Annotated in this window: 16 protein-coding genes, 3 tRNA genes and 2 pseudogenes; 17 read left to right on the top strand and 4 right to left on the bottom strand. The window is 35.0% G+C overall.

Annotated elements, in window-relative coordinates:
* Window positions 1–91: 91 nt before the first annotated feature.
* The gene (locus K5I29_RS09740; protein ID WP_264432889.1) at window positions 92–1321 is read left to right on the top strand and encodes a metallophosphoesterase; all 1230 of its coding nucleotides are present in this window, start codon (window positions 92–94) and stop codon (window positions 1319–1321) included.
* A 23-nt stretch (window positions 1322–1344) separates the two neighbouring features.
* Here K5I29_RS09740 and K5I29_RS09735 read toward each other — a convergent pair whose 3' ends face one another.
* Both K5I29_RS09735 and K5I29_RS09730 read right to left on the bottom strand, forming a co-directional pair.
* Window positions 1345–1968 (bottom strand): polysaccharide deacetylase family protein, encoded by a 624-nt coding sequence (locus tag K5I29_RS09735; protein WP_264432888.1) that lies wholly within the window; start codon window positions 1966–1968, stop codon window positions 1345–1347.
* Window positions 1969–2025: 57 nt separating this feature from the next.
* The gene (locus K5I29_RS09730) at window positions 2026–5229 is read right to left on the bottom strand and encodes a DUF2723 domain-containing protein (RefSeq protein ID WP_264432886.1); all 3204 of its coding nucleotides are present in this window, start codon (window positions 5227–5229) and stop codon (window positions 2026–2028) included.
* A 179-nt stretch (window positions 5230–5408) separates the two neighbouring features.
* Between K5I29_RS09730 and K5I29_RS09725 the strand changes: the two genes are divergently transcribed.
* The 6 genes and pseudogenes from K5I29_RS09725 (at window position 5409) to infB (ending at window position 10744) form a co-directional block, all read left to right on the top strand.
* Window positions 5409–5479: transfer RNA gene (locus K5I29_RS09725), tRNA-Gln, on the top strand.
* Between the two features lie 34 nt (window positions 5480–5513).
* Window positions 5514–5584, top strand: a tRNA-Gln gene (locus tag K5I29_RS09720).
* A 184-nt stretch (window positions 5585–5768) separates the two neighbouring features.
* Window positions 5769–5839: transfer RNA gene (locus K5I29_RS09715), tRNA-Gln, on the top strand.
* A gap of 229 nt (window positions 5840–6068) precedes the next feature.
* On the top strand, window positions 6069–6536 hold the full coding sequence (gene rimP / locus K5I29_RS09710; RefSeq protein WP_264432883.1) for a ribosome assembly cofactor RimP: 468 nt from the start codon (window positions 6069–6071) through the stop codon (window positions 6534–6536).
* A gap of 14 nt (window positions 6537–6550) precedes the next feature.
* Window positions 6551–7794: pseudogene (nusA, locus tag K5I29_RS09705) on the top strand (transcription termination factor NusA).
* A 58-nt stretch (window positions 7795–7852) separates the two neighbouring features.
* Window positions 7853–10744 (top strand): translation initiation factor IF-2, encoded by a 2892-nt coding sequence (gene infB / locus K5I29_RS09700; protein ID WP_264432882.1) that lies wholly within the window; start codon window positions 7853–7855, stop codon window positions 10742–10744.
* A 55-nt stretch (window positions 10745–10799) separates the two neighbouring features.
* Here the strand turns inward: infB and K5I29_RS09695 are convergent, their stop codons facing one another.
* Window positions 10800–11171 carry an SPOR domain-containing protein gene (locus K5I29_RS09695; protein ID WP_264432880.1) on the bottom strand — a complete coding sequence of 124 codons (372 nt, stop codon included), beginning with the start codon at window positions 11169–11171 and terminating at the stop codon, window positions 10800–10802.
* Window positions 11172–11393: 222 nt separating this feature from the next.
* Between K5I29_RS09695 and K5I29_RS09690 the strand changes: the two are divergent.
* The 9 genes and pseudogenes from K5I29_RS09690 (at window position 11394) to K5I29_RS09650 (ending at window position 23332) form a co-directional block, all read left to right on the top strand.
* A pseudogene (locus K5I29_RS09690) lies at window positions 11394–12685 on the top strand (cytochrome c3 family protein).
* Window positions 12686–12714: 29 nt separating this feature from the next.
* Window positions 12715–15780 (top strand): TAT-variant-translocated molybdopterin oxidoreductase, encoded by a 3066-nt coding sequence (locus K5I29_RS09685; RefSeq protein WP_264432879.1) that lies wholly within the window; start codon window positions 12715–12717, stop codon window positions 15778–15780.
* Window positions 15781–15807: 27 nt separating this feature from the next.
* Entirely contained in the window at window positions 15808–17211 is a 1404-nt protein-coding gene (gene nrfD, locus K5I29_RS09680) for an NrfD/PsrC family molybdoenzyme membrane anchor subunit (RefSeq protein ID WP_264432877.1), read from the top strand.
* A gap of 6 nt (window positions 17212–17217) precedes the next feature.
* Window positions 17218–17742 carry a DUF3341 domain-containing protein gene (locus K5I29_RS09675; protein WP_264432875.1) on the top strand — a complete coding sequence of 175 codons (525 nt, stop codon included), beginning with the start codon at window positions 17218–17220 and terminating at the stop codon, window positions 17740–17742.
* Window positions 17743–17754: 12 nt separating this feature from the next.
* Window positions 17755–18306, top strand: coding sequence for a c-type cytochrome (locus K5I29_RS09670; RefSeq protein ID WP_264435187.1), 552 nt, complete (start codon window positions 17755–17757; stop codon window positions 18304–18306).
* Between the two features lie 18 nt (window positions 18307–18324).
* Window positions 18325–19674, top strand: a complete 1350-nt coding sequence (locus tag K5I29_RS09665) for a quinol:cytochrome C oxidoreductase (RefSeq protein WP_264432874.1) — start codon at window positions 18325–18327, stop codon at window positions 19672–19674.
* A gap of 19 nt (window positions 19675–19693) precedes the next feature.
* Entirely contained in the window at window positions 19694–20875 is a 1182-nt protein-coding gene (locus K5I29_RS09660) for a cytochrome c oxidase subunit II (protein ID WP_264432872.1), read from the top strand.
* A 32-nt stretch (window positions 20876–20907) separates the two neighbouring features.
* Window positions 20908–22704: a cytochrome c oxidase subunit I gene (locus K5I29_RS09655; protein ID WP_264432870.1), complete on the top strand. Its 1797-nt coding sequence runs from the start codon at window positions 20908–20910 to the stop codon at window positions 22702–22704.
* 73 nt (window positions 22705–22777) lie between these two features.
* A complete protein-coding gene (locus K5I29_RS09650; RefSeq protein ID WP_264432868.1) occupies window positions 22778–23332 on the top strand; it encodes a hypothetical protein in 555 nt (184 codons plus the stop codon).
* 29 nt (window positions 23333–23361) lie between these two features.
* On the opposite strand, the gene K5I29_RS09645 is transcribed toward K5I29_RS09650, so the two are convergent.
* Window positions 23362–24153 (bottom strand): S1/P1 nuclease, encoded by a 792-nt coding sequence (locus tag K5I29_RS09645; RefSeq protein WP_264432866.1) that lies wholly within the window; start codon window positions 24151–24153, stop codon window positions 23362–23364.
* 119 nt (window positions 24154–24272) lie between these two features.
* On the opposite strand from K5I29_RS09645, the gene K5I29_RS09640 reads away from it, so the two are divergent.
* Entirely contained in the window at window positions 24273–25793 is a 1521-nt protein-coding gene (locus K5I29_RS09640; RefSeq protein WP_264435186.1) for a carbon-nitrogen hydrolase family protein, read from the top strand.
* Window positions 25794–25936 lie beyond the last annotated feature (143 nt).

The raw sequence follows: 25936 nt of genomic DNA, 5'->3' as shown, positions 1-25936 counted from the left end.
CATACTTCTTAATCTATTTACTTTTTATTAGGATGCGGCTTATGGCATTTTTAAAAATACTACCTTTGCAACAAGAATTTTATCGCACAACATGTTTTACGTATTTCTACTCACATTTATTGCAGTAACAGATATTTACGCCTACCAATTATTTAAATTATTTGTAAAAAATAAAAGAGCAAGGCAATTTTATATTGTATTTACGCTGGTTGTTTTAGGCTATTTGATTTATAGCTTTTTTACCTACAATCGCGTTACCGGACAAAATCCGAAAAGCTTATTGGCAATCGGTATTTTTTTAACTTTTTACATTCCGAAATTATGGATTGCCATTTTTTTATTGGCTGAAGATATTTTTCGCGTACTTTTTGGCTTATTCAAGTTAAATAAGTTTTCACGTTTAAAAAATAACGTTTCCGATTTTTTACCACGCCGTTCAAAGCTTTTTGGTTATTTGGCTCTGTTGGCTGCCGCAATTCATTTTGGAGCTTTTGTTCACGGTATTGTTTATGGCCGTTATAAGTTTAGGGTGATTGAGCAAGAAGTTTTTCTGAAAAACCTGCCGCAAAGTTTTGATGGTTTTAAAGTTTTGCAAATTTCTGATATGCATTTAGGAAGTTTAGATAACGAAGTTGAAATTGCCAAAGCAATTGAGCTTATAAATGCGCAAGAATTTGATTTGTTTGTTTTTACTGGTGATTTGGTGAACAATAAAGCAACCGAAACCGAACGCTGGATTCCTTTTATTAAGCAAATAAAAATGCCAAAATATGGTAAATATTCTGTACTAGGAAATCACGATTATGGCATGTACGTAAAATTTGATTCCGAACAACAAAAAGCAGCTAATTTTGAGGCGATAAAAGATTCTCATCAAAAAATGGATTTTAATTTGTTGTTAAACGAGCATGTTTATTTAAATAACGCTTCAGATTCTATTGCATTACTTGGGGTTGAAAATTGGGGCGCCCGATTTGGAGAACAAGGCGATATAACAAAAGCGGGCCAAGGCGTTGCTCCATCCGATTTTAAATTGGTGCTTTCGCACGATCCGTCACATTTTGATTTAATTTTATCACAAAGCGATGTTTGGTATGATTTAACTTTATCGGGCCATACGCACGGATTTCAGTTTGGGTTTGAATTACCTAACGGATTTCAATGGAGCCCTGTAAGTTATGTGTACAAACATTGGGGCGGGCTTTATGAGCAAAACGAAAGGTTTATATATGTAAACCGCGGTTTTGGTTATCACGGTTATCCTGGCCGCGTTGGGGTTTGGCCCGAAATTACAGTTTTAACTTTACGAACTTTAAAATAAAAAAAACGCTTTAAGAGATAATCTTAAAGCGTTTTAAATTTATAGCCCTGATCTAGCAAATATGCAATGGTTTTAGGTAAAGCATATTCTAGGTTTATTTTGGCTTTAATGCTGTCGTGAAATACAATTATAGAACCGGATGTTGTGTTCTGAATTACGTTTTGTAAACACATTTCTGGCGTAATGGTTTGGTCAAAGTCGGCACTTAAAACATCCCACATTATTATTTTATAACCTTGGCTAATTAACTTATCGCTTTGCTTTGGTGTTATTTTACCATAAGGCGGGCGGAATAGCTTATTGCTGTTTTGAATGATGGATTCGGTTTGAGCCATATTGGCTAAATACAATTGCGTATTGGTTTTCCATCCGTTTAAATGATTAAAGGTATGATTTCCGATTTGATGCCCTTCAGCAAGTACTTGCTTATAAACTTCTGGATGTTTTTGTACGTTATCACCAATACAAAAAAAGGTTGCCTTAATCTGAAACTGATTTAAAACATGTAAAACCCATGGCGTAACCTCAGGAATTGGGCCGTCATCAAAAGTTAAATAAACGTATTTTTCATCGGTTGGGATGCTCCAGGTTTGTGTAGTAAACAACCATTTAACCCAAGTGGGAGATTTTACAAAATACCATTTCATAAAAACAAAAATACGGAATTTACAACTTGTAAATTCCGTGTTTTTTCAATTTTATTGTTATTCCATATCACGACCAAAACGTTCATAAATACCATTCCAGTCGTTAAAAACTTTTCGGTATTTTTCGTAGTACTCGTTATCTCCGTTTTCTTGCATGGTTATCAAAAAGGTTCTGAAGATTTCTAAATTCTGCGCAATTTCAAAATAATTTTCGTTTTGAAAATTAATATCTCCTTTTTCGTAATAATTTAAAACTTCAATTTGTTTGTTAATTAAGCTTTCGGCTAACTTACGAGCTTTGTCTTTTTCACCTACCTGGTAATAACCATTTACAAACGGATCTACCAAGGTATAAAAACCAAATTTTTCTACCGGGAATTTTGTTACTGCTAATTCAATAACATTTTTAGCTTCTGTTTTTTTACCTTCAGCTAAAAGCTGTTCGGTTAATCTGGCTAAGTTAGATCGGTAATTAATTACCTGACGGCGCGTTTCTGGATCATGATAAACATTTGGATCGCCATTGCTGCCTAAATCCCAAGACATTACGGTTTTGTACATTTTATCCGAATCAATTCGGCCCATATCTAAAACGCTGCGGCTGTTTGCGAACGGTGTTTTAATAGGAACCAATTGAAAAACTAATCCGTTTAACTGCAAGTAATCTTTCATCCAAATATAATCATCATCACCAAAGCTTCCACCAGTAAAATGAATTGGACGTTCCCAGTTGTTGTTTGCAATAATATCTAACATCATCAATCTGTTTTTCGAGATTGCTTGATCTTTGATGTTGATTACAACTTTATCAACTATTGAATCTGCGAATTTTGGATTTACCAATCCGTTTTTCAATACATTTTCTTTGTTTACCGGAATTTCGATATTTCTACCTGGAGCAATATTAATGGTATGTCCGTTACGTAAGGTACGGGTGCTACGCGGATCATCTAATTTAATGAAATCCATGTATTCTTTAATATCTAATGTATCTTTTGTAATTTCTTCAATTAACACTAAATCGCGTTTGTTACCCACGTACTGATCGTGTGTAAAGGTAATTGGTAGCGGATCAGAATCGTGCGCTTTGGCTTTCATTTGATCAATGTACCAATCGGTATAAATTAGCTGCGTATTTACAATACGTACATCGGTACGATAATTTTCTATTTCTTGCATGTACCAAAGCGGGAACGTATCGTTATCACCAATGGTAAATAAAATTGCATTTGGTTCGCACGAATCTAAATACGCTTTTGCCATTGCCCATGCCGAATTACGGCCTGAACGATTATGGTCGTCCCAGTTTTGGGTTGCCATTAATACCGGAGCTGCCAATAAACTTACGCCCAATACAATTGGTGCAGCTATTTTAGGGCTTAAAAAACGTTTTGCTTCATCAAACAAGGCATAAACTCCGAATCCTAACCAAATAGCAAATACGTAGAAAGATGGAACTACGGCATAATCGCGCTCGCGCGGTTCAAACGGACGTTCGTTTAAGAAAACTTTTAAAGCTAATGAGGTGAATAAGAAAAGCACCAACATTACATAAAAGCTTTTTTTGTCTTTGTTGTAATGAAAAATCATACCAACCAAGCCTAATATAAATGGTAAAAAGTAATACGTGTTTCTACCTTCATTATTTGCAATATCGCTTGGTAAATCGGTTTGTTTGCCTAAACGAATTTCATCAATAAAATTAATTCCGCTTAACCAGTTTCCGTTTTTGTTGTCGTAACGGCCTTGTTCGTCATTTTGTTTTCCAACAAAATTCCATAACAAATAACGTCCGTACATGTAACCAAACTGATATTCAAACATGTATTTCATGTTATCCCAAAAACTTGGTTTTTCAATATTGATATACGGGCCGTATGCTCTAAAAAAATCTAACATACCGTCGTTGCCAATTTTGCCGGTTGCAAAACCTTCGCGAACGCCTTGAACAATTTCTACCAATTCATCTTCACCACTATATTCTGGTTTAATGGTAAATTTCGGAACGCTGGTAAATGCCATATAATTTTCGGCATGATCACGGCTTGTTAAACGAGGTAAAAATCCAACATGATCTTCGTTCGGATTAGTTTCTGCGTTTTTATAATCGTTTACAATTACATATTTGCCTGTGGCTGCATCACGTTCGTAGTTTGGTTTTGCATCTTTAAACGGATTTTTTGTGCTGGTGCTCGCAAATGCATCTGTATAATATGGCCCCCAAAATGTATTTTGTTCTCCGTATTGCTCGCGGTTGTAATAAGCTAAAAGTTCGGCCGCATCAGATGGTTTATTTTCGTTAATAACTACGTTTGCGTTGGCACGAATTGGTAACATTAACCAGGTTGTAAAACCAATAAATAAAAATAGAAAAGATAAAACAATGGTGTTTTGTTTTGCTTTTTCTGGTTTGTTGGTTTTTTTAATAAAAAAGATAAATAAGGCTACAATTACAACTGCTGTAAAAATAGTTCCAGAATTAAACGGTAAACCTAAACTGTTTACCATGAAAATTTCGGTTTTTCCGAATAATGCTAATATAAACGGGAATAAAAATTTAAAAATGAAATATAAAAGTGCAACAATTAAAACGTTTGCAATTATAAAATTGAATAACGTGATTTTTTCATAGCGTTTAAAGTAATAAATCAATCCGATTGATGGGATTGTAAGCAATGCCATAATGTGAACACCAAAAGAAAGGCCGATAATAAAAGCAATTAAAAGCAACCATCTGTTTCCTTTTGGCGCATCCATTTCTTCTTCCCAATGTAATGCAGCCCAAACTAAAACAGCTACTAAAAGTGATGCCATGGCATAAACTTCCGCTTCAACAGCATTAAACCAAAAGCTGTCTGAAAATGTGTAAGCTAATGAACCAATGGCTGCTGCTCCTAAAATTACAATTCCTTGAATGGTTTGGTTTTCTGAAACCTTATAATTTACTAACTTTTTTAAAATTAAGGTCATAGACCAAAACATAAATAAAATTGTTAAGGCAGAAGATAACGCACTCATTAAGTTAACCATGTATGCTACGTTTTCTGGTTTAGAAGCAAACATAGACATAAAAGCACCTATCATTTGAAATAAGGGAGCGCCTGGTGGGTGCCCAACCTGAAGTTTTGCAGAGGTTGTAATGTATTCCCCACAATCCCAAAAACTAACAGTTGGTTCGGTTGTAAGTACATAGGTTGTAAGAGCTATAATAAATACAATCCAACCTCCAATTGTATTCCATTTTTTAAAATTAAAATTCATTCGAGAAATTATTTAATTGAAGCTTTTATAATTAGCTATACAAAGAAAAACTTTTTTTTGTAATTATTAGGTTGATTTTTAAAAATGTATTTTTTTTTGAAAATTTATTTGGACACAAAGAAAAATGTTATACATTTGCACTCGCATTACAGAAGCACTGGCTTTTAAGGTGCAGATACTGGTCTATGGTGTAATGGTAACACAGCTGATTTTGGTTCAGTCGTTCTAGGTTCGAGTCCTAGTAGACCAACATTTTAAAACATACTTTTTTTATAAAAATAGTATGGCCTATGGTGTAATGGTAACACAGCTGATTTTGGTTCAGTCGTTCTAGGTTCGAGTCCTAGTAGGCCAACAAAAGCCCGAATATTTATTCGGGCTTTTTTTTATTCTGTTTTTAAAAGTATTTAAACTCTTAAAGCTTTTACTGCCAGTGTGTTTGGTTTTTGTGGTTAAAAAAGTTGTTTTTTTATTAGACAAAGACTTGCTTACTATTAAAAAAGGCGTAATTTTGCCAGCGTAATACTACAAAATAGTATTGGCCTATGGTGTAATGGTAACACAGCTGATTTTGGTTCAGTCGTTCTAGGTTCGAGTCCTAGTAGGCCAACAAAAGCCCGAATTTTTATTCGGGCTTTTTTTATTCTGTTTCAAAACTCAAAAATATAAGTTTGGAAGAATAAATTAAATTCGTGTTTTTTTTGGGTAAAAAGTAAAAAAAAAAGAATCATTATAGGTTTGATAATCAATAATTAAATATTTTTTTGTATATTTGCCCCGTTATTTTATATAAAAGTTAAATAATGAGGGAAGCGGTGCTTCCCTCTTTTTATAAAGTTATGACATTTAAAGAGCAAGTAAATTCATTATTACAAGCGGCTTTAGAACAACGCGAAGACTTGTTTTTGGTTAGCTTAACAATTAGTGAAGCAAATAAAATACAAATCATTATCGATGGAGATAATGGTGTAAGTATTCAAGATTGTATTGATGTTTCTCGAGCGGTAGAGCACAATTTAGATCGCGAAGAAGTTGATTTTGAATTAGAAGTTGCCTCATACGGCGCATTAACTGCGTTTAGTTTGCCAAGACAATTTGCTAAAAACAAGGGTAGAAATGTAGCGGTTTTGCAAACCAATGGTGAAAAGTTTGAAGCTGTTATTGCAGAAGTTACTACAGAAAATGTTACCTTTACATGGTCAGTTAGAGAGCCTAAGCCAATTGGTAAAGGAAAACATACGGTTGAAAAAACACTTACGTTACCGTATGACGAAATTAAAAGTGCTACAGTTATAATTGTTTTTTAAAAGATATATTCCGCATGGAGAATAAAGAATTAATCGAATCGATTCAAGAATTAAGATTAGAAAAAAATTAGACGATGTAACCACGGTGGTTATATTAGAAGAAGTTTTTAGAAACGCCCTTAAGAAGCGTTACGGATCTGACGATAATTTTGATATCATTATCAACCTTGATAAAGGTGATATGGAGATTTATAGAAACCGAACTGTTGTAAACGATGGTGAAGTAGAAGATGAAAACTCTGAAATCTCATTATCAGAAGCTCGTAAAATTGAACCTGATTTTGAAGTTGATGAAGACGTGTCAGAATCTGTAAAATTAATGAGCCTAGGACGTAGAGCTATTTTAGCCTTACGCCAAAACTTAATTACAAAAATTCAAGAAGTTGATAATACCAACTTATTTAAACATTTTCACGATTTAATAGGAACTATTTACCAAGCAGAAGTACACCACGTACGTCCAAAAGTTGCTATTTTACATGATGATGACAATAACGAAATTGTATTACCGAAAGAAAAACAAATCCCGAACGATTATTTCAAAAAAGGAGATGTTATTAAAGGAGTAATTGATTCTGTAGAATTAAAAGGAAATAAAACACAAGTGATCATGTCACGTGTGTCAGAAACGTTTTTAGAAAAATTATTCGAACAAGAAATTCCTGAAATTGCTGACGAACATATTTTTATCAAAAAAGTAGTTCGTATTCCAGGAGAAAAAGCCAAAGTAGCTGTAGAAACTTTTGATACCCGTATCGATGCTGTAGGAGCATGTGTTGGGGTAAAAGGATCTCGTATTCACGGTATTGTTCGTGAGTTGCGTAATGAAAATATAGACGTAATTCCTTATACAGATAACTCAGAAGAATTTATTCGCCGTGCTTTAGCACCAGCGCAAGTATCTTCTGTAGAAATCGATGAAGAAAATAAAAAAGCCGAAGTGTTTTTGAAAATCGAAGAAGTTTCAAAAGCCATCGGACGTGGAGGTCAAAACATTAAATTGGCTGGTTTATTAACCGGATATGAAATTGACGTAATTCGTGAAGGCGCAAATATTATTGAAGAAGATGATGTGGCGTTAAGTGAATTTGATGATGAAATTGAAGAGTGGGTAATCGAGGAGTTTTTAAAAATTGGTTTAGAAACAGCCCGCGATGTACTTAAATTAAAAATCGAAGAGTTAGTTCGTAGAACTGATTTAGAAGAAGAAACCGTTGTAGAAGTTGTTCAAATTTTAAAAAATGAATTAGATCAATAATCATTTAAAAACTGTATAACAATGTAAAACAACCCATAAAATAGAAAATAAAAGATTTATGTCTGAAGAAAGAGTAATAAGAATTAATAAAGTTTTAAAGGAATTAAATATTTCTCTAGATCGCGCTGTGGATTTCTTAAAGTCAAAAGGTCACACTATTGACTCGAATCCAAATGCCAAAATTTCGAAGGGGGAAGAAAAACTCTTATCTGCTCAATTCTCTGCCGATAAAGGTAAAAAAGTTGAATCTATAGAAGCAACTGAAGAAATTCGTAAAGAAAAAGAAGCGTTACGAATCCAAAAAGAGAAAGAGCTACAAAAGCAAAAAGAAGAGGAGGAAAAACGTCGTCAACAAAAAGAAAAAGAAGTTGTTAAAGCGAAAGCTGAAATTGCTAAACCTAAATTTGTTGATAAAATTGAATTGAACACAAACAAAACTGAAGTTAAATCTACTACAAATTCGGACGTAAAGCCTACTGAAGCTGATGCAGCTCCTGCAGCAACACCAGCTAAAGAAGAAAAACCAACACCAACAACTACTACTCCAAAACAAAACAAAACAAAGTCTGAAAATAAAGATAAAGACGCTCAAGAATTTAATAAAGTGAAACAACCTCAAAAAAATCAGGAGGACGCACCAAAAGCTGCAGTTTCTGCAACAACTGATGCCGCAAATCCTACTACCCCTGAGGAAACTGTTATTGCAACTAATTACCAAACCTTATCGGGTCCTTCATTTACAGGTCAAAAAATTGATTTATCACAATTTGATAAACCAAAAAAGAAAAAAGAAGATCCTAAAAACAATGCTAAAGGGCCAGGTAATAAAGCTGGAGATAATAATTCTCAGAACAAAAACAAGCGCAAACGCATTGTTAAACCACAAGGCGAAGGCACTAATACAGCAAATAACGCTAATAAAGAAGGTGGTAATGCAAACAACAATAACAACCGTTCGCAACAACCTAACCGTAACTTTAATAAAAACGATCGATTCAAAAAAGGGAACAATCGTCCTGCACCAGCTGTAAAAGTTGAGCCAACAGAAGAAGAAGTTAAAAATCAGATTAAAGAAACTTTAGAAAGGCTACAAAACAAAACCACAAAATCTAAATCTGCTAAATATCGTAAAGATAAAAGAGATGTTCACCGTCAAAAAACGGATGATGAGATGCGCGCGGTTCAAGCAGAAAGTAGAATTTTAAAAGTTACTGAATTCGTTACCGTTGGTGAAATTGCATCAATGATGGATGTACCAATTACAAAAGTAATCGGAACATGTATGTCGTTAGGAATCATGGTTACCATGAACCAACGTTTAGATGCAGAAACCTTAACTATTGTTGCTGATGAATTTGGATATCAAGTAGAATTCACAACTTCTGATATTGAAGATGCAATTGTAGTGGTAGAAGATAATGAAGAAGATTTACAAGAACGTCCGGCTATTGTTACCGTAATGGGGCACGTGGACCACGGTAAAACATCTTTATTAGATTACGTACGTAAAACAAACGTTATTGCGGGTGAGTCTGGAGGTATTACGCAGCACATCGGTGCTTATAACGTAAAACTTTCTAACGGACAACGTATTACGTTTTTAGATACACCAGGTCACGAGGCATTTACTGCCATGCGTGCACGTGGAGCACAAATTACAGATATTGTAATTATTGTTATTGCGGCTGATGATGATATCATGCCACAAACAAAAGAAGCAATTTCTCACGCGCAAGCGGCTGGGGTGCCAATTATTTTTGCTATCAATAAAGTTGATAAGCCAACGGCTAACCCAGAAAAGATTAAAGAAAAACTTGCTGGAATGAATTACTTAGTTGAAGATTGGGGTGGTAAATACCAATCTCAAGATATTTCGGCTAAGCAAGGAATCGGAATGAAAGAATTACTTGAAAAAGTTTTATTAGAGGCAGAAGTTTTAGAATTAAAAGCAAATCCAGACAAACCAGCTGTTGGTACTGTTGTAGAGGCGCAATTAGACAAAGGTCGTGGTTATGTAACTACTATGTTAGTACAAGCTGGTACATTACGTATTGGTGATTATGTTTTAGCAGGTAAAAATCATGGTAAAGTTCGTGCTATGTTTGACGAACGTGGTAATGCGGTTAAGCAAGCAGGTCCCTCTATTCCAATTTCTATTTTAGGATTAGATGGTGCACCAACTGCGGGTGATAAATTTAATGTATTTGAAGACGAGCGTGAAGCGAAACAAATTGCGGTTAAACGTACGCAGTTGTTACGTGAGCAATCGGTTCGTGCACAAAAACACATCACACTTGCAGAAATTGGTCGTCGTATCGCTTTAGGTCAGTTTAAAGAGTTAAATATTATTCTTAAAGGTGACGTGGACGGTTCGGTAGAAGCTTTATCAGATTCATTCCAAAAATTATCTACAGACGAGATTCAAATCAAAATCATTCACAAAGGTGTTGGTGCGATTACAGAATCTGACGTGTTGTTAGCGTCTGCATCTGATGCAATTATTATCGGATTTAACGTTCGTCCTCAAGCAAGTGCTAAACAATTAGCAGATAAAGAAGAAATCGATATCAAAACGTATTCTATTATTTACGATGCGATTGATGATATTCAAGATGCGATGGAAGGTATGTTATCTCCAGAATTAAAAGAAGAAATTTTGGGTACTGCTGAAATTCGTGAAACCTTTAAAATCTCTAAAGTTGGTACAATTGCCGGGTGTATGGTTACCGATGGTAAAATTTTACGTTCAAGCAAAATCCGCTTAATTCGTGAAAGTGTTGTAATTTACACAGGTGAATTAGCAACCTTAAAACGATTTAAAGATGATGTGAAAGAAGTTTCTAAAGGATACGATTGTGGTATGCAAATTAAAAACTACAACGATATTAAAGAATACGACATTATCGAAGCTTTCCACCAAATTGAGGTGAAGAAAAAATTAAAAAGATAATTCAAAATAAAAAAAGCTACCATTTAGGTAGCTTTTTTTATTTATAAAAGTTTAATTATTTGCTTGGTTTAATAATTAATGCTCTAGAATAACTTTCTTTAATTTCAGACCATGCTTTAGTTGCCTGAATTCTGTTTTTAAACGGTCCGATCCATAATTTATAATTAGGTGATGAGAAAACTATCGTACCGTCATAATCTTCAAACTTGCTATTAAAATCTTCTAAAGTTTTACGAGCGGTCTCAATGTCACCATGATAAATCTGAACTTTATACTGATCGTTAATGGTTATTTTAGAGTTTATCTTTCTTTTTTCTTCCAGTAAATTGTTAATTTTTGAATCGTTTGTAGTAATTGTATTACTGCTCTGAGCATAGAAATTACTACTTATAACCGATAGAAAAACGAGTAAAATTATTTTTTTCATAAATTGTTTGTATCAAATTGTACTTGTTCCTTACAAAAGTACAATTAATTTAATGTCTAAAAACCAATTATGTTATTTAGAATTGTTTTAAATTAATATCTGGCTTATTTTAAGGTTTATAAAATCAATGTTATGTTGTATTTTTGTTGGAGTTTGTAAATAGGGTATGCTCCGTTCTGAATGGAAAAATTATACCAAATTTTGTTGATAATCAATTTAATTATGAGAAAAGTGGGAAACCATAGTTCGTTTTCAAAAAAATTAATGTTTAGTTTAGCCCTTGTTTGGTCGCTAACACTAAGCTCCTTTGCTCAAGATGCTGGATCGGGCGATGCAGCACAAGGAAAGGTACTTTTTAACACACACTGTGCTGCTTGTCACAAGTTGGATAGTAAAATGACTGGGCCGCCTTTACGAGGGATTGGTGAAGTTAGAGACCGTGCTTGGTTAGGCGACTGGATTAGAAACAGTAGCGCCATGATTAAAGCTGGTGATCCAGAGGCTGTTAAGCTTTTTGCAGAGTGGAATAACGTTGTAATGACAGGATTCCCTCAGTTGTCAGACCAAGATATTGATAATATCTTAGCTTATACTGATGAGCCAAAGGCTGAACCTCAAGCAAATGCTGCAACTACTGCAACTACACAAGGACAGGGTGGTAATCAAGATGCAATTTCTAACAACTTAGTTTTAGGTTTATTAGCTATTGTTTTAGGATTATTAATCACTGTTCTAATTTTGGTTAAAACAGTTTTAACTAAAATTGCTAAAGCTAACGGAATTGAATATTCTACTGAAAACTCATTGCCAATTTGGAAGGCTTTTGTACGTAACCAGTTTTTAATGCTTGTTAGTGCAATTGTTTTATTAATTGCTGGTGCATGGTTTATGTATGGTTATTTCATGCAGTTAGGTGTAGATCAGGGTTATGAGCCAGTGCAACCAATTCACTTCTCTCACAAAATACACGCGGCGAAAATGGAATTGACTGTAAATACTGTCACTCTGCAGCTAGAACATCTAAAACGTCTGGTATTCCTTCGTTAAACGTTTGTATGAACTGTCACGAAAATATTAGTTCATTCGAAGGTGCTCCTGACTCGGTTTACGTTACGCATTCTAAAGAATTCTATTCTCAAGAAATTCAAAAATTATACAATGCAGTAGGTTGGAATCCAGAGACACGTGAGTATTCTGGTGAGCAAACTCCTGTTAAATGGGTTCGCGTTCACAACTTACCTGATTTTGCATACTTTAACCACTCACAACACGTTACTGTTGCTGGTTTAGAATGTCAAACATGTCACGGTCCTGTTGAAACAATGGAAGTTGTTAGACAATATTCACCGCTTACTATGGGATGGTGTATTGACTGTCACAGACAGACAAATGTTAAAGTTGAGGGTAACGATTACTATGCTAAAGTACACGAAGAGCTTGCTAAAAAATACGGTGTTGAGAAAGTTACCGTTGCTCAAATGGGTGGTTTAGAATGTGGTAAATGTCACTATTAATAATATAAAGAAGTTAATATCTATATAAAATGGCATCAAACAAAAAATACTGGACAAGTGTTGAAGAGCTTAACGAAAATAGCTCTATTGTTGAGACGCTAAGAAACAACGAGTTTGTTGAAGAAATTCCTACAGATGAATTCTTAGGAGATGCAGAAAAACTATCTGCTTCATCTACTACTCGTCGTGACTTTTTGAAATACGTTGGGTTTAGTACTGCTGCTGCAACATTAGCAGCTTGTGAAGGCCCAGTTGTAAAATCTATTCCTTATGTAGTTCAGCCAGATCAAATTATTCCTGGTGTAGCGGATTACTATGCAACTTCTATTGCAGATGGATTTGATTTTGCTAACGTATTAATCAAAACTCGTGAAGGTCGTCCAATTAAAGTTGAAAACAATAATTTAGACAAGGCAAGAACTGGAGCTAACGCTCGTGTTCACGCATCTGTTTTGTCATTGTACGATAACTTTCGTTTAAAAGCGCCGCTTGTTGAAGGTAAAGAAGCATCTTGGGATACAGTATTGTCAACTGTTTCACAATCGTTAAACGATGCGCAGGCTACTGGAGGTAAAATTGTTGTTTTAACAAACACAATGGCTTCTCCGTCAACAGACAAATTAATCGCTGAATTTACAGCTAAATATCCTACAACAAAACATGTTGTTTATGATGCTGTTTCTTCATCTAAAGCTTTAGATGCTTACCAACAAGTTTATGGCGAGCGTGCTTTAGCAGATTATGATTTTGCTGCTGCTGACGTAATTTTTTCTGTTGGAGCTGATTTCTTAGGAGACTGGCAAGGTGGTGGATACGATGCAGCTTATGCTAGTAACCGTGTGCCTAAAAACGGAAAAATGTCTAAACATATTCAGGCTGAGTCAATCATGTCATTATCTGGTGCTAATGCTGATGTTCGTATTCCTGTGAATGTTGCTGAACAAAAACATATTTTAGTAAAAATATACAATGCTGTTACTGGTTCTTCAGTTTCAGTACCTTCTTTAGGTGATAAAGAAGCGTTAGTAAACAAAGCAATCCAACAAATACTTTCTGCTAAATCTAAAGCAGTAGTTGTTTCTGGTATTGATGATGTTGATGCACAAAAATTAGTTTTTGCTATTAATACTGCATTACAATCTGAAGCTTTTTTACCTGGTGTTCCTAAATTTGTTCGCCAAGGAAATGATGCTGATGTAGCTCAGTTAGTTCAAGATTTAAAAGCTGGTCAAGTACATACGTTAATTATGTCTGGTGTTAACCCAGTTTATACATTGGCTAATGGTGCTGATTTTGCTGAAGGTTTAGCTAAAACTAAACTTGCTGTTACATTTACTTTAAAAGAAGATGAAACAGCTGTACATTCTAAAATTGCTGCTGCAGCTCCTCATTATTTAGAATCATGGGGTGATGTTGCTATGGCTAAAGGACATTATTCTGTTATTCAGCCAACAATACGTCCTTTGTTTGATACAAAACAGTTCCAAGAAGCTTTATTAGCATGGACAGGTAATTCAACTTCTTATTACGATTATGTAAAAGCTGTTGGTTTAGCAACTGTTTCTGGTAAAACTTGGAATCAGTTAGTTCACGACGGTTTCTACCAAGCCGATTATACTGCTACTGCAAATGCATCTTCTTTTGATGCTAATGTTGCTGCTGGTAATTTAGCTAAAGCAAAACACCAAGGATTAGATTTAGTATTATATACTAAAGTAGGAATGGGTGATGGGCAACAAGCAAATAACCCTTGGTTACAAGAGTTCCCAGATCCAATTACTCGTACAACTTGGGATAACTATGTAACAATTTCTAGAGCTGATGCTGAAGCTTTAGGAGTTAAAAACTATAACGTTGCTAATGGAGCACTAAACGGTAGTTATGTTTCTATAACTGTTGGTGATGTAACTTTAGATAAAGTTCCTGCTTTAATTCAGCCAGGTCAAGCTGCTGGTACTATCGGTTTAGCTTTTGGTTACGGTAAACAAGAAGGAATTCAGAAAGAAATGCAGGTTGGTGTTAGCGCATATAAATTATACGCAAATCAAAATGCAGAGCAAACGGCTTCAGTTGCTTTAGTTTCTGGTGATCATGAGTTCGCTTGTGTTCAGTTGCAAAAAACGTTAATGGGTAGAGGAGATATTGTTAAGGAAACTACATTAGAAGTTTTCAATACAAAAGATGCTTCTGAATGGAATATAATTCCTATGGTATCTTTAGATCACCAACCTACTCCAGTAACTTCTCCAAGTGTAGACATTTGGGAATCTTTTGATCGTTCTATTGGTCACCATTTCAACTTATCTATCGATTTAAACTCTTGTACAGGTTGTGGTGCTTGTGTTATTGCATGTCACTCAGAAAATAACGTACCAGTTGTTGGTAAAGACGAGGTAAGAAGATCTAGAGATATGCACTGGTTACGTATTGACCGTTATTATTCTTCAGAAGATACATTTGCTGATGATGTAGTGGTTAAAAACGATGCAAGCGGATTAATTGAAAACGTGAAAACTTTTAACGGATTAGAGCATGCAAATGACAATCCTCAAGTTGTTTTCCAGCCAGTTATGTGTCAACATTGTAACCATGCTCCATGTGAGACTGTTTGTCCTGTAGCTGCAACTTCACACGGTCGTCAAGGTCAAAACCAAATGGCGTACAACCGTTGTGTAGGTACTCGTTACTGTGCAAACAACTGTCCTTATAAAGTTCGTCGTTTCAACTGGTTCTTATACAGTGAAAATGATGCCTTTGATTATAACATGAATAACGGTATTGGACGTATGGTGTTAAACCCAGACGTTAACGTTCGTTCTCGTGGTGTTATGGAAAAATGTTCTATGTGTATTCAAATGACTCAATTAACTATCTTAACTGCAAAACGTGAAGGTAGACCAGTTGATGCTAATGAATTCCAAACAGCTTGTTCTTCTGCTTGTTCAACAGGAGCAATGACGTTTGGTGACGTAAATAATAAAGCTTCTGACGTTGCTAGATTAGCAGAAGGCGAAAGAGTTTACCATTTACTAGAGCACTTAGGAACTAAACCTAACGTATTCTATAACGTAAAAGTTAGAAATACTCAATTATAATTATTAATTAGAAACAATATAAAGGATATGTCGTCTCATTACGAAGCACCGATTAGAAAACCTTTAGTTCTTGGTGATAAATCTTATCACGATGTAACTGTAGATATTGCTCGTCCAGTAGAAACGAGAGCGAATAAACAATGGTGGACTGTTTTTACTATTGCTTTAGTAGCTTTTTTATGGGGAGTAGGTTGTATTATTTATACAGTATCTACAGGTATTGGAACATGGGGATTAAATAAAACAATAGGCTGGGCCTGGGATATTACCAACTTCGTATGGTGGGTAGGTATCGGTCACGCCGGAACATTAATTTCTGCAGTATTATTGTTATTCCGTCAAAAATGGAGAATGGCTATTAACCGTTCTGCTGAGGCGATGACAATTTTCTCTGTATGTCAAGCAGGTTTATTCCCAATTATTCACATGGGTCGTCCATGGTTAGCATACTGGGTATTACCAATTCCAAACCAATTTGGGTCATTATGGGTTAACTTTAACTCACCGTTATTATGGGACGTATTTGCAATTTCTACGTACTTATCAGTTTCATTAGTTTTCTGGTGGACCGGTTTATTACCTGACTTTGCTATGTTACGTGACCGTGCTATAACTCCATTCGCAAAACGTATCTATTCAATCGTTTCTTTCGGATGGTCTGGTAGAGCTAAAGATTGGCAACGTTTTGAAGAAGTTTCATTAGTATTAGCTGGTTTAGCTACTCCGTTAGTATTATCAGTACACACTATTGTATCTTTTGACTTTGCTACGTCTGTAATTCCAGGATGGCATACAACAATTTTACCTCCATATTTCGTGGCAGGTGCTATTTTCTCAGGATTCGCAATGGTTAATACTTTACTTATCATTATGAGAAAAGTTGTTAATCTTGAAGATTATATTACAATTCAGCATATAGAATTAATGAACATTATTGTAATGATTACAGGTTCTATTGTTGGGGTTGCTTATATTACTGAATTAGTTATTGCATGGTACTCTGGTGTAGAATACGAACAATATGCTTTCTTAAACCGTGCTACAGGACCTTACTGGTGGGCATATTGGTTAATGATGACATGTAACGTAATTTCTCCACAAGTTATGTGGTTCAAAAAAATTAGAACATCTATCATGTGGTCATTCATTATTTCGATTGTTGTAAACATCGGAATGTGGTTTGAGCGTTTTGTAATTATTGTTACATCGTTACACCGTGACTATTTACCATCATCTTGGACAATGTTCCAGCCAACTTTTGTTGATGCTGGATTCTATATCGGAACAATTGGATTCTTCTTCGTGTTATTCTTATTATACTCAAGAACTTTCCCAGTTATTTCGCAAGCTGAAGTAAAAACTATTTTGAAATCTTCTGGTGAGTATTTCAAAAAAGCTAGAGAAAACGATCATACAAACCATAATCATTAATAGATCATGAGTACAAAAGTTTTACACGTATTATATAATGATGATGACGTATTAATGGAGGCAGTTCATAAAACACGTTCTGCTCATCATCATATTGAAGAAATTTATACGCCATTCCCAGTTCATGGTTTAGATAAGGCTATGGGGCTTGCTCCTACAAGATTAGCAATTTGCGCTTTTCTTTATGGTTTATGTGGTTTATCTTTCGGAACTTGGATGATTAATTACATGATGATTTCTGACTGGCCTCAAGATATTGGTGGTAAACCAAGCTTTACATTCATTCAGAATATGCCATCATTCGTTCCAATTATGTTCGAATTGACTGTTTTCTTTGCAGCCCATTTAATGGTTCTTACTTTTTATATGAGAAGTAAATTATGGCCATTTAAAAAAGCTGAAAATCCAGATGTAAGAACAACTGATGACCATTTTTTAATGGAAGTTTCTGTTAAAGATAACGAAGAAGAAATGATTTCTTTCTTTAAAGAAACGGGTGCGGTTGAAATTAAAGTAATTGATAAGCAATAATAAATGAACATGATGAAATCTATATATAAGTTATTTGTATTAGCAGGTGTTTCGTTTGTTGCAACATCATGCTTTAACAAATCAAAACCAAACTACGAGTTGTTTCCGAACATGTACAGATCAGTTGCTTATGAAACGTATTCAGAAGTACCTGCATTTAAAAACGGAAAAGAAGGACAATTACCAGCAGAAGGAAGTATTAAACGCGGTTACACGCCGTACGATCTTCCGAATACTACAGAAGGTTTAATGTTATCTCATAATACTAAATCACCATTTGAAACCTTAACCGAAAAACAAGCTGCTGAAGGAGCACAATTGTACGGTATTTACTGTGCAGTTTGCCACGGAGCTAAAGGTGATGGTCAAGGTGTTTTAGTTAAACGTGAAAAATTTCTTGGCGTACCAAGCTATGCAGATAGAGATATTACTGCAGGATCAGTTTTCTTCGTTGAAACTTATGGATTAAACTCGATGGGTTCACATGCTAATCAATTATCTCAAACTGAGAGATGGTTAGTAGCTGATCACGTAATGAAGTTAAAAGGAGAATTAACTAAGTAAAAATTTGAAAGTTTAGATATGTATATTTTTTCAAACAAATTAAAAACTTTTGCTTTTATCCTTATGGCTTTAGGGATCGTAGGAATCGCAATTGGGTTTTTAAGTGCACCTTCTACAACGCAAGAAGTTGAACAAATCTTACAAGCCAGAGAACACGGCCATCATGATGCTGCTACAGCTCATGTTGCTCATGATACAGAATCAGTTGCTGCTACTGCAGCAGCTGATCTACATGCAGAAGAACATCAAGCACATTTAGAGCACGTTTTACATGGTTTAGAAAATAGACCTTGGGCTGCGGTTTATGTTGCATGTATTTTTGCATTATTAATTTCTGTTGGAGTTTTAGCGTTTTACGCTATTCAAAATGCTGCTATGGCAGGTTGGTCTCCAATTTTATTTAGAGTGATGGAAGGTATTACAGGGTATTTGTTACCAGGTACTATTATTTTCCTTGTATTATTAGCTCTTTCTGGACTTCATTTCAATCATTTATTTGTATGGATGGCTGAGGGGGTTACCGATCCTGCTAGTGCTAATTACGATGCAATTGTTGCAGGTAAAAGCGCGTACTTAAATGTACCACGTTGGTTAATTACAGCTGTTTTAATTTTAGCAGGGTGGAATTACTACCGCTTTTACGCTCGTAAACATTCAATTGCACAAGATACAGCTACAGATAATTCAGACTATAAAAAAATCTTTAAAGCATCAGCTGCTTTCTTAGCGTTCTTTATTGTTACTGAATCTATTGCTTCTTGGGATTGGATTATGTCAATTGATCCTCACTGGTATTCAACATTATACGGTTGGTACGTGTTAGCATCTTTCTTAGTTTCTGCTGTAACAGTTATTGCAATGGTTACTATTTATTTAAGAGCTAATGGCTATTTACCAAATGTTAATACTTCGCATTTACACGATTTAGCTAAATTTATGTTTGGATTCTCAATTTTCTGGACATACCTTTGGTTCTCACAATTCATGTTACAATGGTATTCAAACATTCCTGAAGAGGTTGTTTATTATATCACGCGTATTGAAAACTACAACTTACCATTCTTTGGTATGTTAGTACTTAACTTTGTTTTACCATTGTTAATTTTACTAAACACAGATTTCAAACGTTTAACTTGGATTATCGTTATGGTTGGTATTTTTATTTTAGTAGGTCACTATTTAGATTTCTACGTAATGATTATGCCAGGTACAGTAGGTAATGAATGGTTTATTGGTGCACCAGAATTAGGAGCAATTGCTTTCTTTGCTGGTTTATTAATTTACTGTACATTTAGCACTATTGCTAAACAACCGTTAGTTGCTGAGAAAAACCCATTAATGGAGGAAAGTAAACATTTTCAGTATTAATATTTAAAGTAATAAACAAATGACAAGTTTATTGATACTTATAGTAGTAGTATTATTAGGAATTGCAGTTTGGCAATTAACTAAAATATTTGATCTAACTCAAATATCAGTTCCAGGTGAAGCATCTGACGCATCTGAGATTGCAAATGAGCGAGACAATAATGTAAATGGTTACTTAATGTTTGGTTTCTTAGCATTCCTTTACATTTTAACTATTTACTCAATTGCTAAATGGGGGCATTTCCCTTTATTAACCAATGCAGCCTCAGAACACGGTGAAACTGTTGATAACTTAATGATTATTTCATTAGTTGTTATTTTTGCAGTTCAACTTTTAACTCAAACTTTATTACACTGGTTTGCTTTCGCAAGCCGTGGTATTGCAGGACGTAAAGCATTTTATTTTGCTGACAACGACCGTTTAGAGTTTATGTGGACTATTATCCCAGTAATTGTTTTATCAGGTTTAATTTTATATGGTCTTTACGGATGGACAAATATTATGTTTGTTGATGAAGATGAAGACGTAATGTATGTTGAAATCTATGCTAAACAATTTGGTTGGGAAGCTCGTTATGCTGGTGAAGACAATGTTTTAGGTAAAGCGAACGTTCGTTTTATTGAAGGTGTTAACACCATGGGTGTTGATATGTCTGATCCAAATGCTGCTGATGATATTGCTGTTTCTGAATTGCATTTACCTGTTGGTAAAAAAGTAGTTTTACGTATCCGTTCTCAAGATGTTTTACACTCTGTTTATTTACCTCACTTTAGAGCACAAATGAATGCTGTTCCAGGAATGGTAACTCAGTTTGCTTTTACGCCAACGATTACTACGTCTGAAATGCGTGAAAAACCATCTGTAATTGAAGATGTTTATAATATTAACGCAATTCGTTCTAAAGAAAGTGCTGAGCGTATTGCTAAAGGTGAAGAAGGTTTAGATCCATACGAATTTAACTACGTAATTTTATGTAATAAAATTTGTGGAGCTTCTCACTACAACATGCAAATGCGCGTGGTTGTTGAATCTGAAAAAGAGTTTAACAATTGGTTAAAAGACCAAAAGACGTTAAAAACAACAATCGCAGCAAATTCAGATAACACAGATGCTAATGTGCACGTTGATGAAGCAGGATTTGTTGTTCCAGAAAACGTTACAGTTGATTCAACTGCAGTTGTAGCACAAGTAATCAAATAAAGAATTATAAATATTATTTTAAACACAATAATATGTCAGCAGTAGGACACGATTTAACTCTAGATCATTCGCATGAGGATCATCCTAAAGAAACTTTTATTACAAAGTACATCTTTAGTATGGACCATAAAATGATCGCGAAACAGTTTCTTATTTCAGGTATTCTTATGGGTATAGTAGGGATTGTAATGTCTTTATTATTCCGTATGCAAATTGCCTGGCCTGAGGAATCGTTCGGTATCTTTAAATTCCTTTTAGGAGAAAAAATGGCTCCAGGAGGAGTGATGAAAAACGACGCTTATTTAGCTTTAGTTACAATGCACGGTACTATTATGGTATTCTTTGTATTAACTGCTGGTTTATCAGGTACGTTTTCAAACTTATTAATTCCATTACAAATCGGTGCACGTGATATGGCATCTGGTTTTATGAATATGTTATCATTCTGGATTTTTGCATTATCTTCAGTAATCATGATTTCATCATTATTCGTTGAATCAGGACCAGCTTCTGCAGGTTGGACAATTTATCCTCCATTATCTGCTGTGCCGCAAGCTATACCAGGATCTGGTTTAGGGATGACATTATGGTTAATTTCAATGGCTTTGTTCATTATGCAATCATTAATGGGATCATTAAACTATATCGTTACTGTTCTTAACTTAAGAACAAAAGGTATGACAATGACACGTATGCCATTAACAATTTGGACATTATTTGTTACTGCAATTATTGGAGTTGTTGCATTCCCTGTATTATTATCTGCAGCGTTATTATTAATTTTTGATAGAAGCTTTGGTACTTCATTCTTCTTATCAGACATTTATATTGCTGGAGAAGTTTTACATTACCAAGGTGGTTCTCCGGTTTTATTCGAGCACTTATTCTGGTTCTTAGGTCACCCTGAGGTTTACATTGTAATTTTACCAGCTATGGGTCTTGTATCTGAAATTTTAGCTACAAGTGCTCGTAAACCAATTTTTGGTTACCGTGCCATGATTACCTCGGTATTAGCAATTGCATTTTTATCTACAATTGTATGGGGTCACCACATGTTCGTTTCTGGTATGAATCCTTTCTTAGGTTCTGTGTTTACATTTACAACGTTATTAATTGCGATTCCATCTGCAGTAAAAGCGTTTAACTGGATTACAACAATTTGGAAAGGTAACTTACAAATGAACCCTGCCATGTTATTCTCAATCGGAATGGTTTCTACATTCATCACGGGAGGTTTAACTGGTATTATTTTAGGAGATTCAACATTAGATATTAACGTTCACGATACATATTTCGTAGTGGCTCACTTCCACTTAGTAATGGGTATCTCTGCATTATACGGAATGTTTGCTGGTATTTACCACTGGTTCCCTAAAATGTACGGACGTATGATGAATAAAAACTTAGGTTACATTCACTTCTGGGTAACAGCAGTTTGTTCGTACGGAGTATTCTTCCCAATGCACTTCATTGGTATGGCAGGTTTACCTCGTCGTTACTATACAAATTCTGCATTCCCTATGTTTGACGAAATGGTAGATGTTAACATCTTAATTACTGTTTTTGCATTAGTAGGTGCTGCATTCCAATTGGTATTCTTATGGAACTTCTTCTTTAGTATTTTCTATGGTAAGAAAGCTACACAAAACCCTTGGAAAGCTACAACTTTAGAATGGACTACGCCTGTAGAACCAATTCACGGAAACTGGCCTGGTGCTATTCCTGAAGTTCACAGATGGCCATATGACTATTCTAAACCAGGATTTGACGTTGATTTCGTACCACAAACGGTACCTTTTCAACCAGGTGAAGAAAAGTTACATCACTAAAATATAATATAAAAGCTGCTCAATTGAGCAGCTTTTTTTATTATCTTAACCATTCATATTTAAATCAACCTTTATGAATCAATTTGCCTCTGTTATTCAAAATTTTGTGCAACAACAAATGCACACCATTTCTGCTGACGAAAAGTTAGTACCAGAAGTTGCAGAACAAACCAGTGAATCTATTTTTAATGGAATTTCTAACGCGTTAAAGCAAGGAAAAACAAATGAAGTTTTGGCATTATTTAATGACGAAAAATCTAATTTAGCTTCTAATCCTTTAGTAAGTCAAATTGTTTCTGGCTTAACTACCAACTTAGCATCTAAGTTTGGTATTGATGCAAAAAAAGCTGAAGGATTCGCTTCTTCTGTTATTCCAACCGTTTTACAATTCTTTAAATCTAAAAACGAATCAGGAGAATCTGGTTTTAATATTACAGATATTTTATCTGGATTAGGCGGTAAAGATGCAGGCGGTATTTTAAGCAATTTAAGCGCTTTTGGCTTAGATAAGTTAGCCGAAGGTAAAGTTGATGTAAAAGATGCGTTAGCAGCTTTAACTGATTCTAAAAACGAAGGTAAAAACTCTGGCCTAGGCGGTATGTTAGGCGGTCTATTTAGTAAAAAATAAAAAAAGGAGGTTTTAAACCTCCTTTTTTATTATCCGTATATTTCGTTTAAAATTTTAGCTAAGCGTAATCCGCCTTTCTGCAATTGTTCTTCCAACTTGTATTTGTTGTTGTATTGATATTCGTAACGTAACGTTCTGTTGTTATCAACTTCGTTATAAATATCAGTCGCTTTTAGGTACGCATCGTACAACCAATCTTTTAATTCACCTTCCTGAACTTCTTTAATCTGTTCTTTTGTTAAGTTGTTTAAAATATCGCTGTATTCTGTGTAGCTGTATTGCTCGCTATCAATTAGTTTACTGTCCCAAACTGAATGAATGTTTGTGCGTTGACCAAAATATTCAACGGTAATTTTATTTCCGCCTAAATCTTCCGGTCTTCCAACGTGCATCGGTTGGTGTGCATCCCCAATCATATGAACTAAATAATACAAAGCTTCACGCTGTTCTTCATTCGTTAACTCCTTATTGTTTTTTAAATCATCAATAAGTAATAAACTTCTTTTATATAAGTTTCTATCGCTCGACGATTCGATTGATTCATAACAACCATCTTTATCCAATCCAGCTTCAATGTTTAAATAATGCCAGCTATCTTTTTCTTTAAAATCAGGGTTAGATTTTACAAAATCTGCCCAATTCGCAAAATAAGCCAACTTTTGGTCGCCAATAACTTTCTTTAAATTCTTTTTAGCTTTTTTAGTTAGGTTTCTTTCTGCAATTTCGGTTACAATACGGTGCCCAGTGCTTCCCCAAGCCCATGATTTTGCCGTAAATGAAGCTGTTAAAACAACAGCAGCCAATAATATTTTAACTTTCATTTGGTATAAATTTTAGCGAAGTTACAATTATTAATGTTATTTATAAAAAGCTTAATTGTCTATTAACAAATATTTTTTTTAATTTAAACGTTATCAATTAAAAATACTAGATTATGGATATGGAAATTGCGATCCGAAACTTAGAAGTTACTGATTACGATAATTTAATTACCTGCATGAAAACAGCTTATAGCACCGAACCTGATGAGCTTTGGGATTATAAAGATTTAGAAAAGTTGATCGAAATTTTTCCCGAAGGCCAAATGTGCGTTACCATTAACGAAGAAATTGTGGGTGTTTCATTAGCCATAATAATTGATTCGGTTGATACCAAAGTAACCAGCAGCTACAACAGTATCATTTCGCACGGTAAATTTTTAAAGCATACCAGCGATGGAGATGTTTTGTATGGCATCGAAATTTTTGTGAATCCAGAATTTCGCCAACTACGTATCGGACGTCGTTTATACGATGCACGTAAAGAATTGTGCGAACAATTAAACTTGCGTGCCATTATGGCTGGCGGTCGTATTCCAAATTACCACAATTATGCGCACGATTTGTCACCACGTGAATATATCGAAAAAGTAAAACTGAAAGAAATTTACGATCCAACCTTAACCTTTCAGCTTTCTAACGATTTTTATGTAAAAAAAATTCTAAAAAAATATTTACCAGAAGATACTGAATCTTTAGAATACGCAACCTTGCTAGAATGGAATAACATTTATTACGAACCAGCAACCAAATCGTATTCTGCAACCAAAAGCACCATTCGTTTGGGGCTAATTCAGTGGCAAATGCGTTTGTTTAAAGATATTGAAGAGTTTTACGATCAGATTGAATTTTTTGTTCGAACCGTTTCTGACTACGGATCCGATTTTATTTTATTTCCTGAGCTGTTTAACACGCCGTTAATGGCTCCGTATAACGATATGTACGAAGCCGAAGCCATGCATATGCTGGCCGAATCTACCGACGAAATTGTTAAAAAAATTCAACAATTCGCCATTTCATTCAACGTAAATATTATTGCAGGTTCAATGCCCGAGGTAATAAATGGCCAATTGTTTAACACCACGTATTTATGCCATCGCAGCGGCCAAATCGATTCGTACAGTAAAATTCACATTACGCCAAACGAAATGAAATATTACGGCATGCAAGGCGGTAACGAAATAAAAGTTTTTGATACCGATGCCGGAAAAATCGGAATTTTAATTTGTTACGATGTCGAATTCCCAGAATTAGGACGCATTTTAGCCGAACAAGGCATGCAAATTCTATTCGTTCCGTTTATGACAGATACGCAAAACGGTTATATGCGCGTTCGTGCATGTGCCCAAGCGCGCGCTATAGAAAACGAATGTTATGTTGCCATTGCCGGCTCTGTAGGTAACTTACCACGCGTAAATAACATGGATATTCAGTACGCACAATCGGCCGTATTTACTCCGTCCGATTTTGCCTTTCCTACCAACGCCATTAAAGCCGAAGCAACGCCAAATGCAGAAGCGGTTTTAATTGCCGATGTAGATTTGTACGCACTTAAAGATCTGCACGAATACGGAACCGTAAAAAACTTAAAAGACCGCCGTTTAGATTTATATAAAATAAAAGTAACTAAACCAACAAATTAATAACATAGCGTTCCCCGCCTTTTCAAGGGCGGGGCGCGTTTTACACCCTCGCTTAAGCTCCAGTGCCTTGCGCTTAGAGCTCAAGCAAGGCTGCAACCGCTAACGCGCGCTGCCAATCAAATAAAAAGTAACCAATCAACATT

This window comes from Flavobacterium agricola, assembly GCF_025919725.1.
Classification (GTDB): domain Bacteria; phylum Bacteroidota; class Bacteroidia; order Flavobacteriales; family Flavobacteriaceae; genus Flavobacterium; species Flavobacterium agricola.
The sequence above is the reverse complement of the archived record's forward strand: the minus strand, read 5'-3'. Positions and strand labels throughout refer to the sequence as shown.

Coding starts and splice junctions, on each gene's coding strand:
- K5I29_RS09735 (WP_264432888.1), bottom strand. CDS start 1,968: ATGAAATGGTATTTTGTAAAATCTCCCACTTGGGTTAAATGGTTGTTT.
- K5I29_RS09650 (WP_264432868.1), top strand. CDS start 22,778: ATGAATCAATTTGCCTCTGTTATTCAAAATTTTGTGCAACAACAAATG.
- K5I29_RS09730 (WP_264432886.1), bottom strand. CDS start 5,229: ATGAATTTTAATTTTAAAAAATGGAATACAATTGGAGGTTGGATTGTA.
- K5I29_RS09660 (WP_264432872.1), top strand. CDS start 19,694: ATGACAAGTTTATTGATACTTATAGTAGTAGTATTATTAGGAATTGCA.
- K5I29_RS09665 (WP_264432874.1), top strand. CDS start 18,325: ATGTATATTTTTTCAAACAAATTAAAAACTTTTGCTTTTATCCTTATG.
- K5I29_RS09645 (WP_264432866.1), bottom strand. CDS start 24,153: ATGAAAGTTAAAATATTATTGGCTGCTGTTGTTTTAACAGCTTCATTT.
- K5I29_RS09675 (WP_264432875.1), top strand. CDS start 17,218: ATGAGTACAAAAGTTTTACACGTATTATATAATGATGATGACGTATTA.
- K5I29_RS09655 (WP_264432870.1), top strand. CDS start 20,908: ATGTCAGCAGTAGGACACGATTTAACTCTAGATCATTCGCATGAGGAT.
- K5I29_RS09695 (WP_264432880.1), bottom strand. CDS start 11,171: ATGAAAAAAATAATTTTACTCGTTTTTCTATCGGTTATAAGTAGTAAT.
- K5I29_RS09670 (WP_264435187.1), top strand. CDS start 17,755: ATGAAATCTATATATAAGTTATTTGTATTAGCAGGTGTTTCGTTTGTT.
- K5I29_RS09740 (WP_264432889.1), top strand. CDS start 92: ATGTTTTACGTATTTCTACTCACATTTATTGCAGTAACAGATATTTAC.
- K5I29_RS09685 (WP_264432879.1), top strand. CDS start 12,715: ATGGCATCAAACAAAAAATACTGGACAAGTGTTGAAGAGCTTAACGAA.
- nrfD (WP_264432877.1), top strand. CDS start 15,808: ATGTCGTCTCATTACGAAGCACCGATTAGAAAACCTTTAGTTCTTGGT.
- infB (WP_264432882.1), top strand. CDS start 7,853: ATGTCTGAAGAAAGAGTAATAAGAATTAATAAAGTTTTAAAGGAATTA.
- K5I29_RS09640 (WP_264435186.1), top strand. CDS start 24,273: ATGGAAATTGCGATCCGAAACTTAGAAGTTACTGATTACGATAATTTA.
- rimP (WP_264432883.1), top strand. CDS start 6,069: ATGACATTTAAAGAGCAAGTAAATTCATTATTACAAGCGGCTTTAGAA.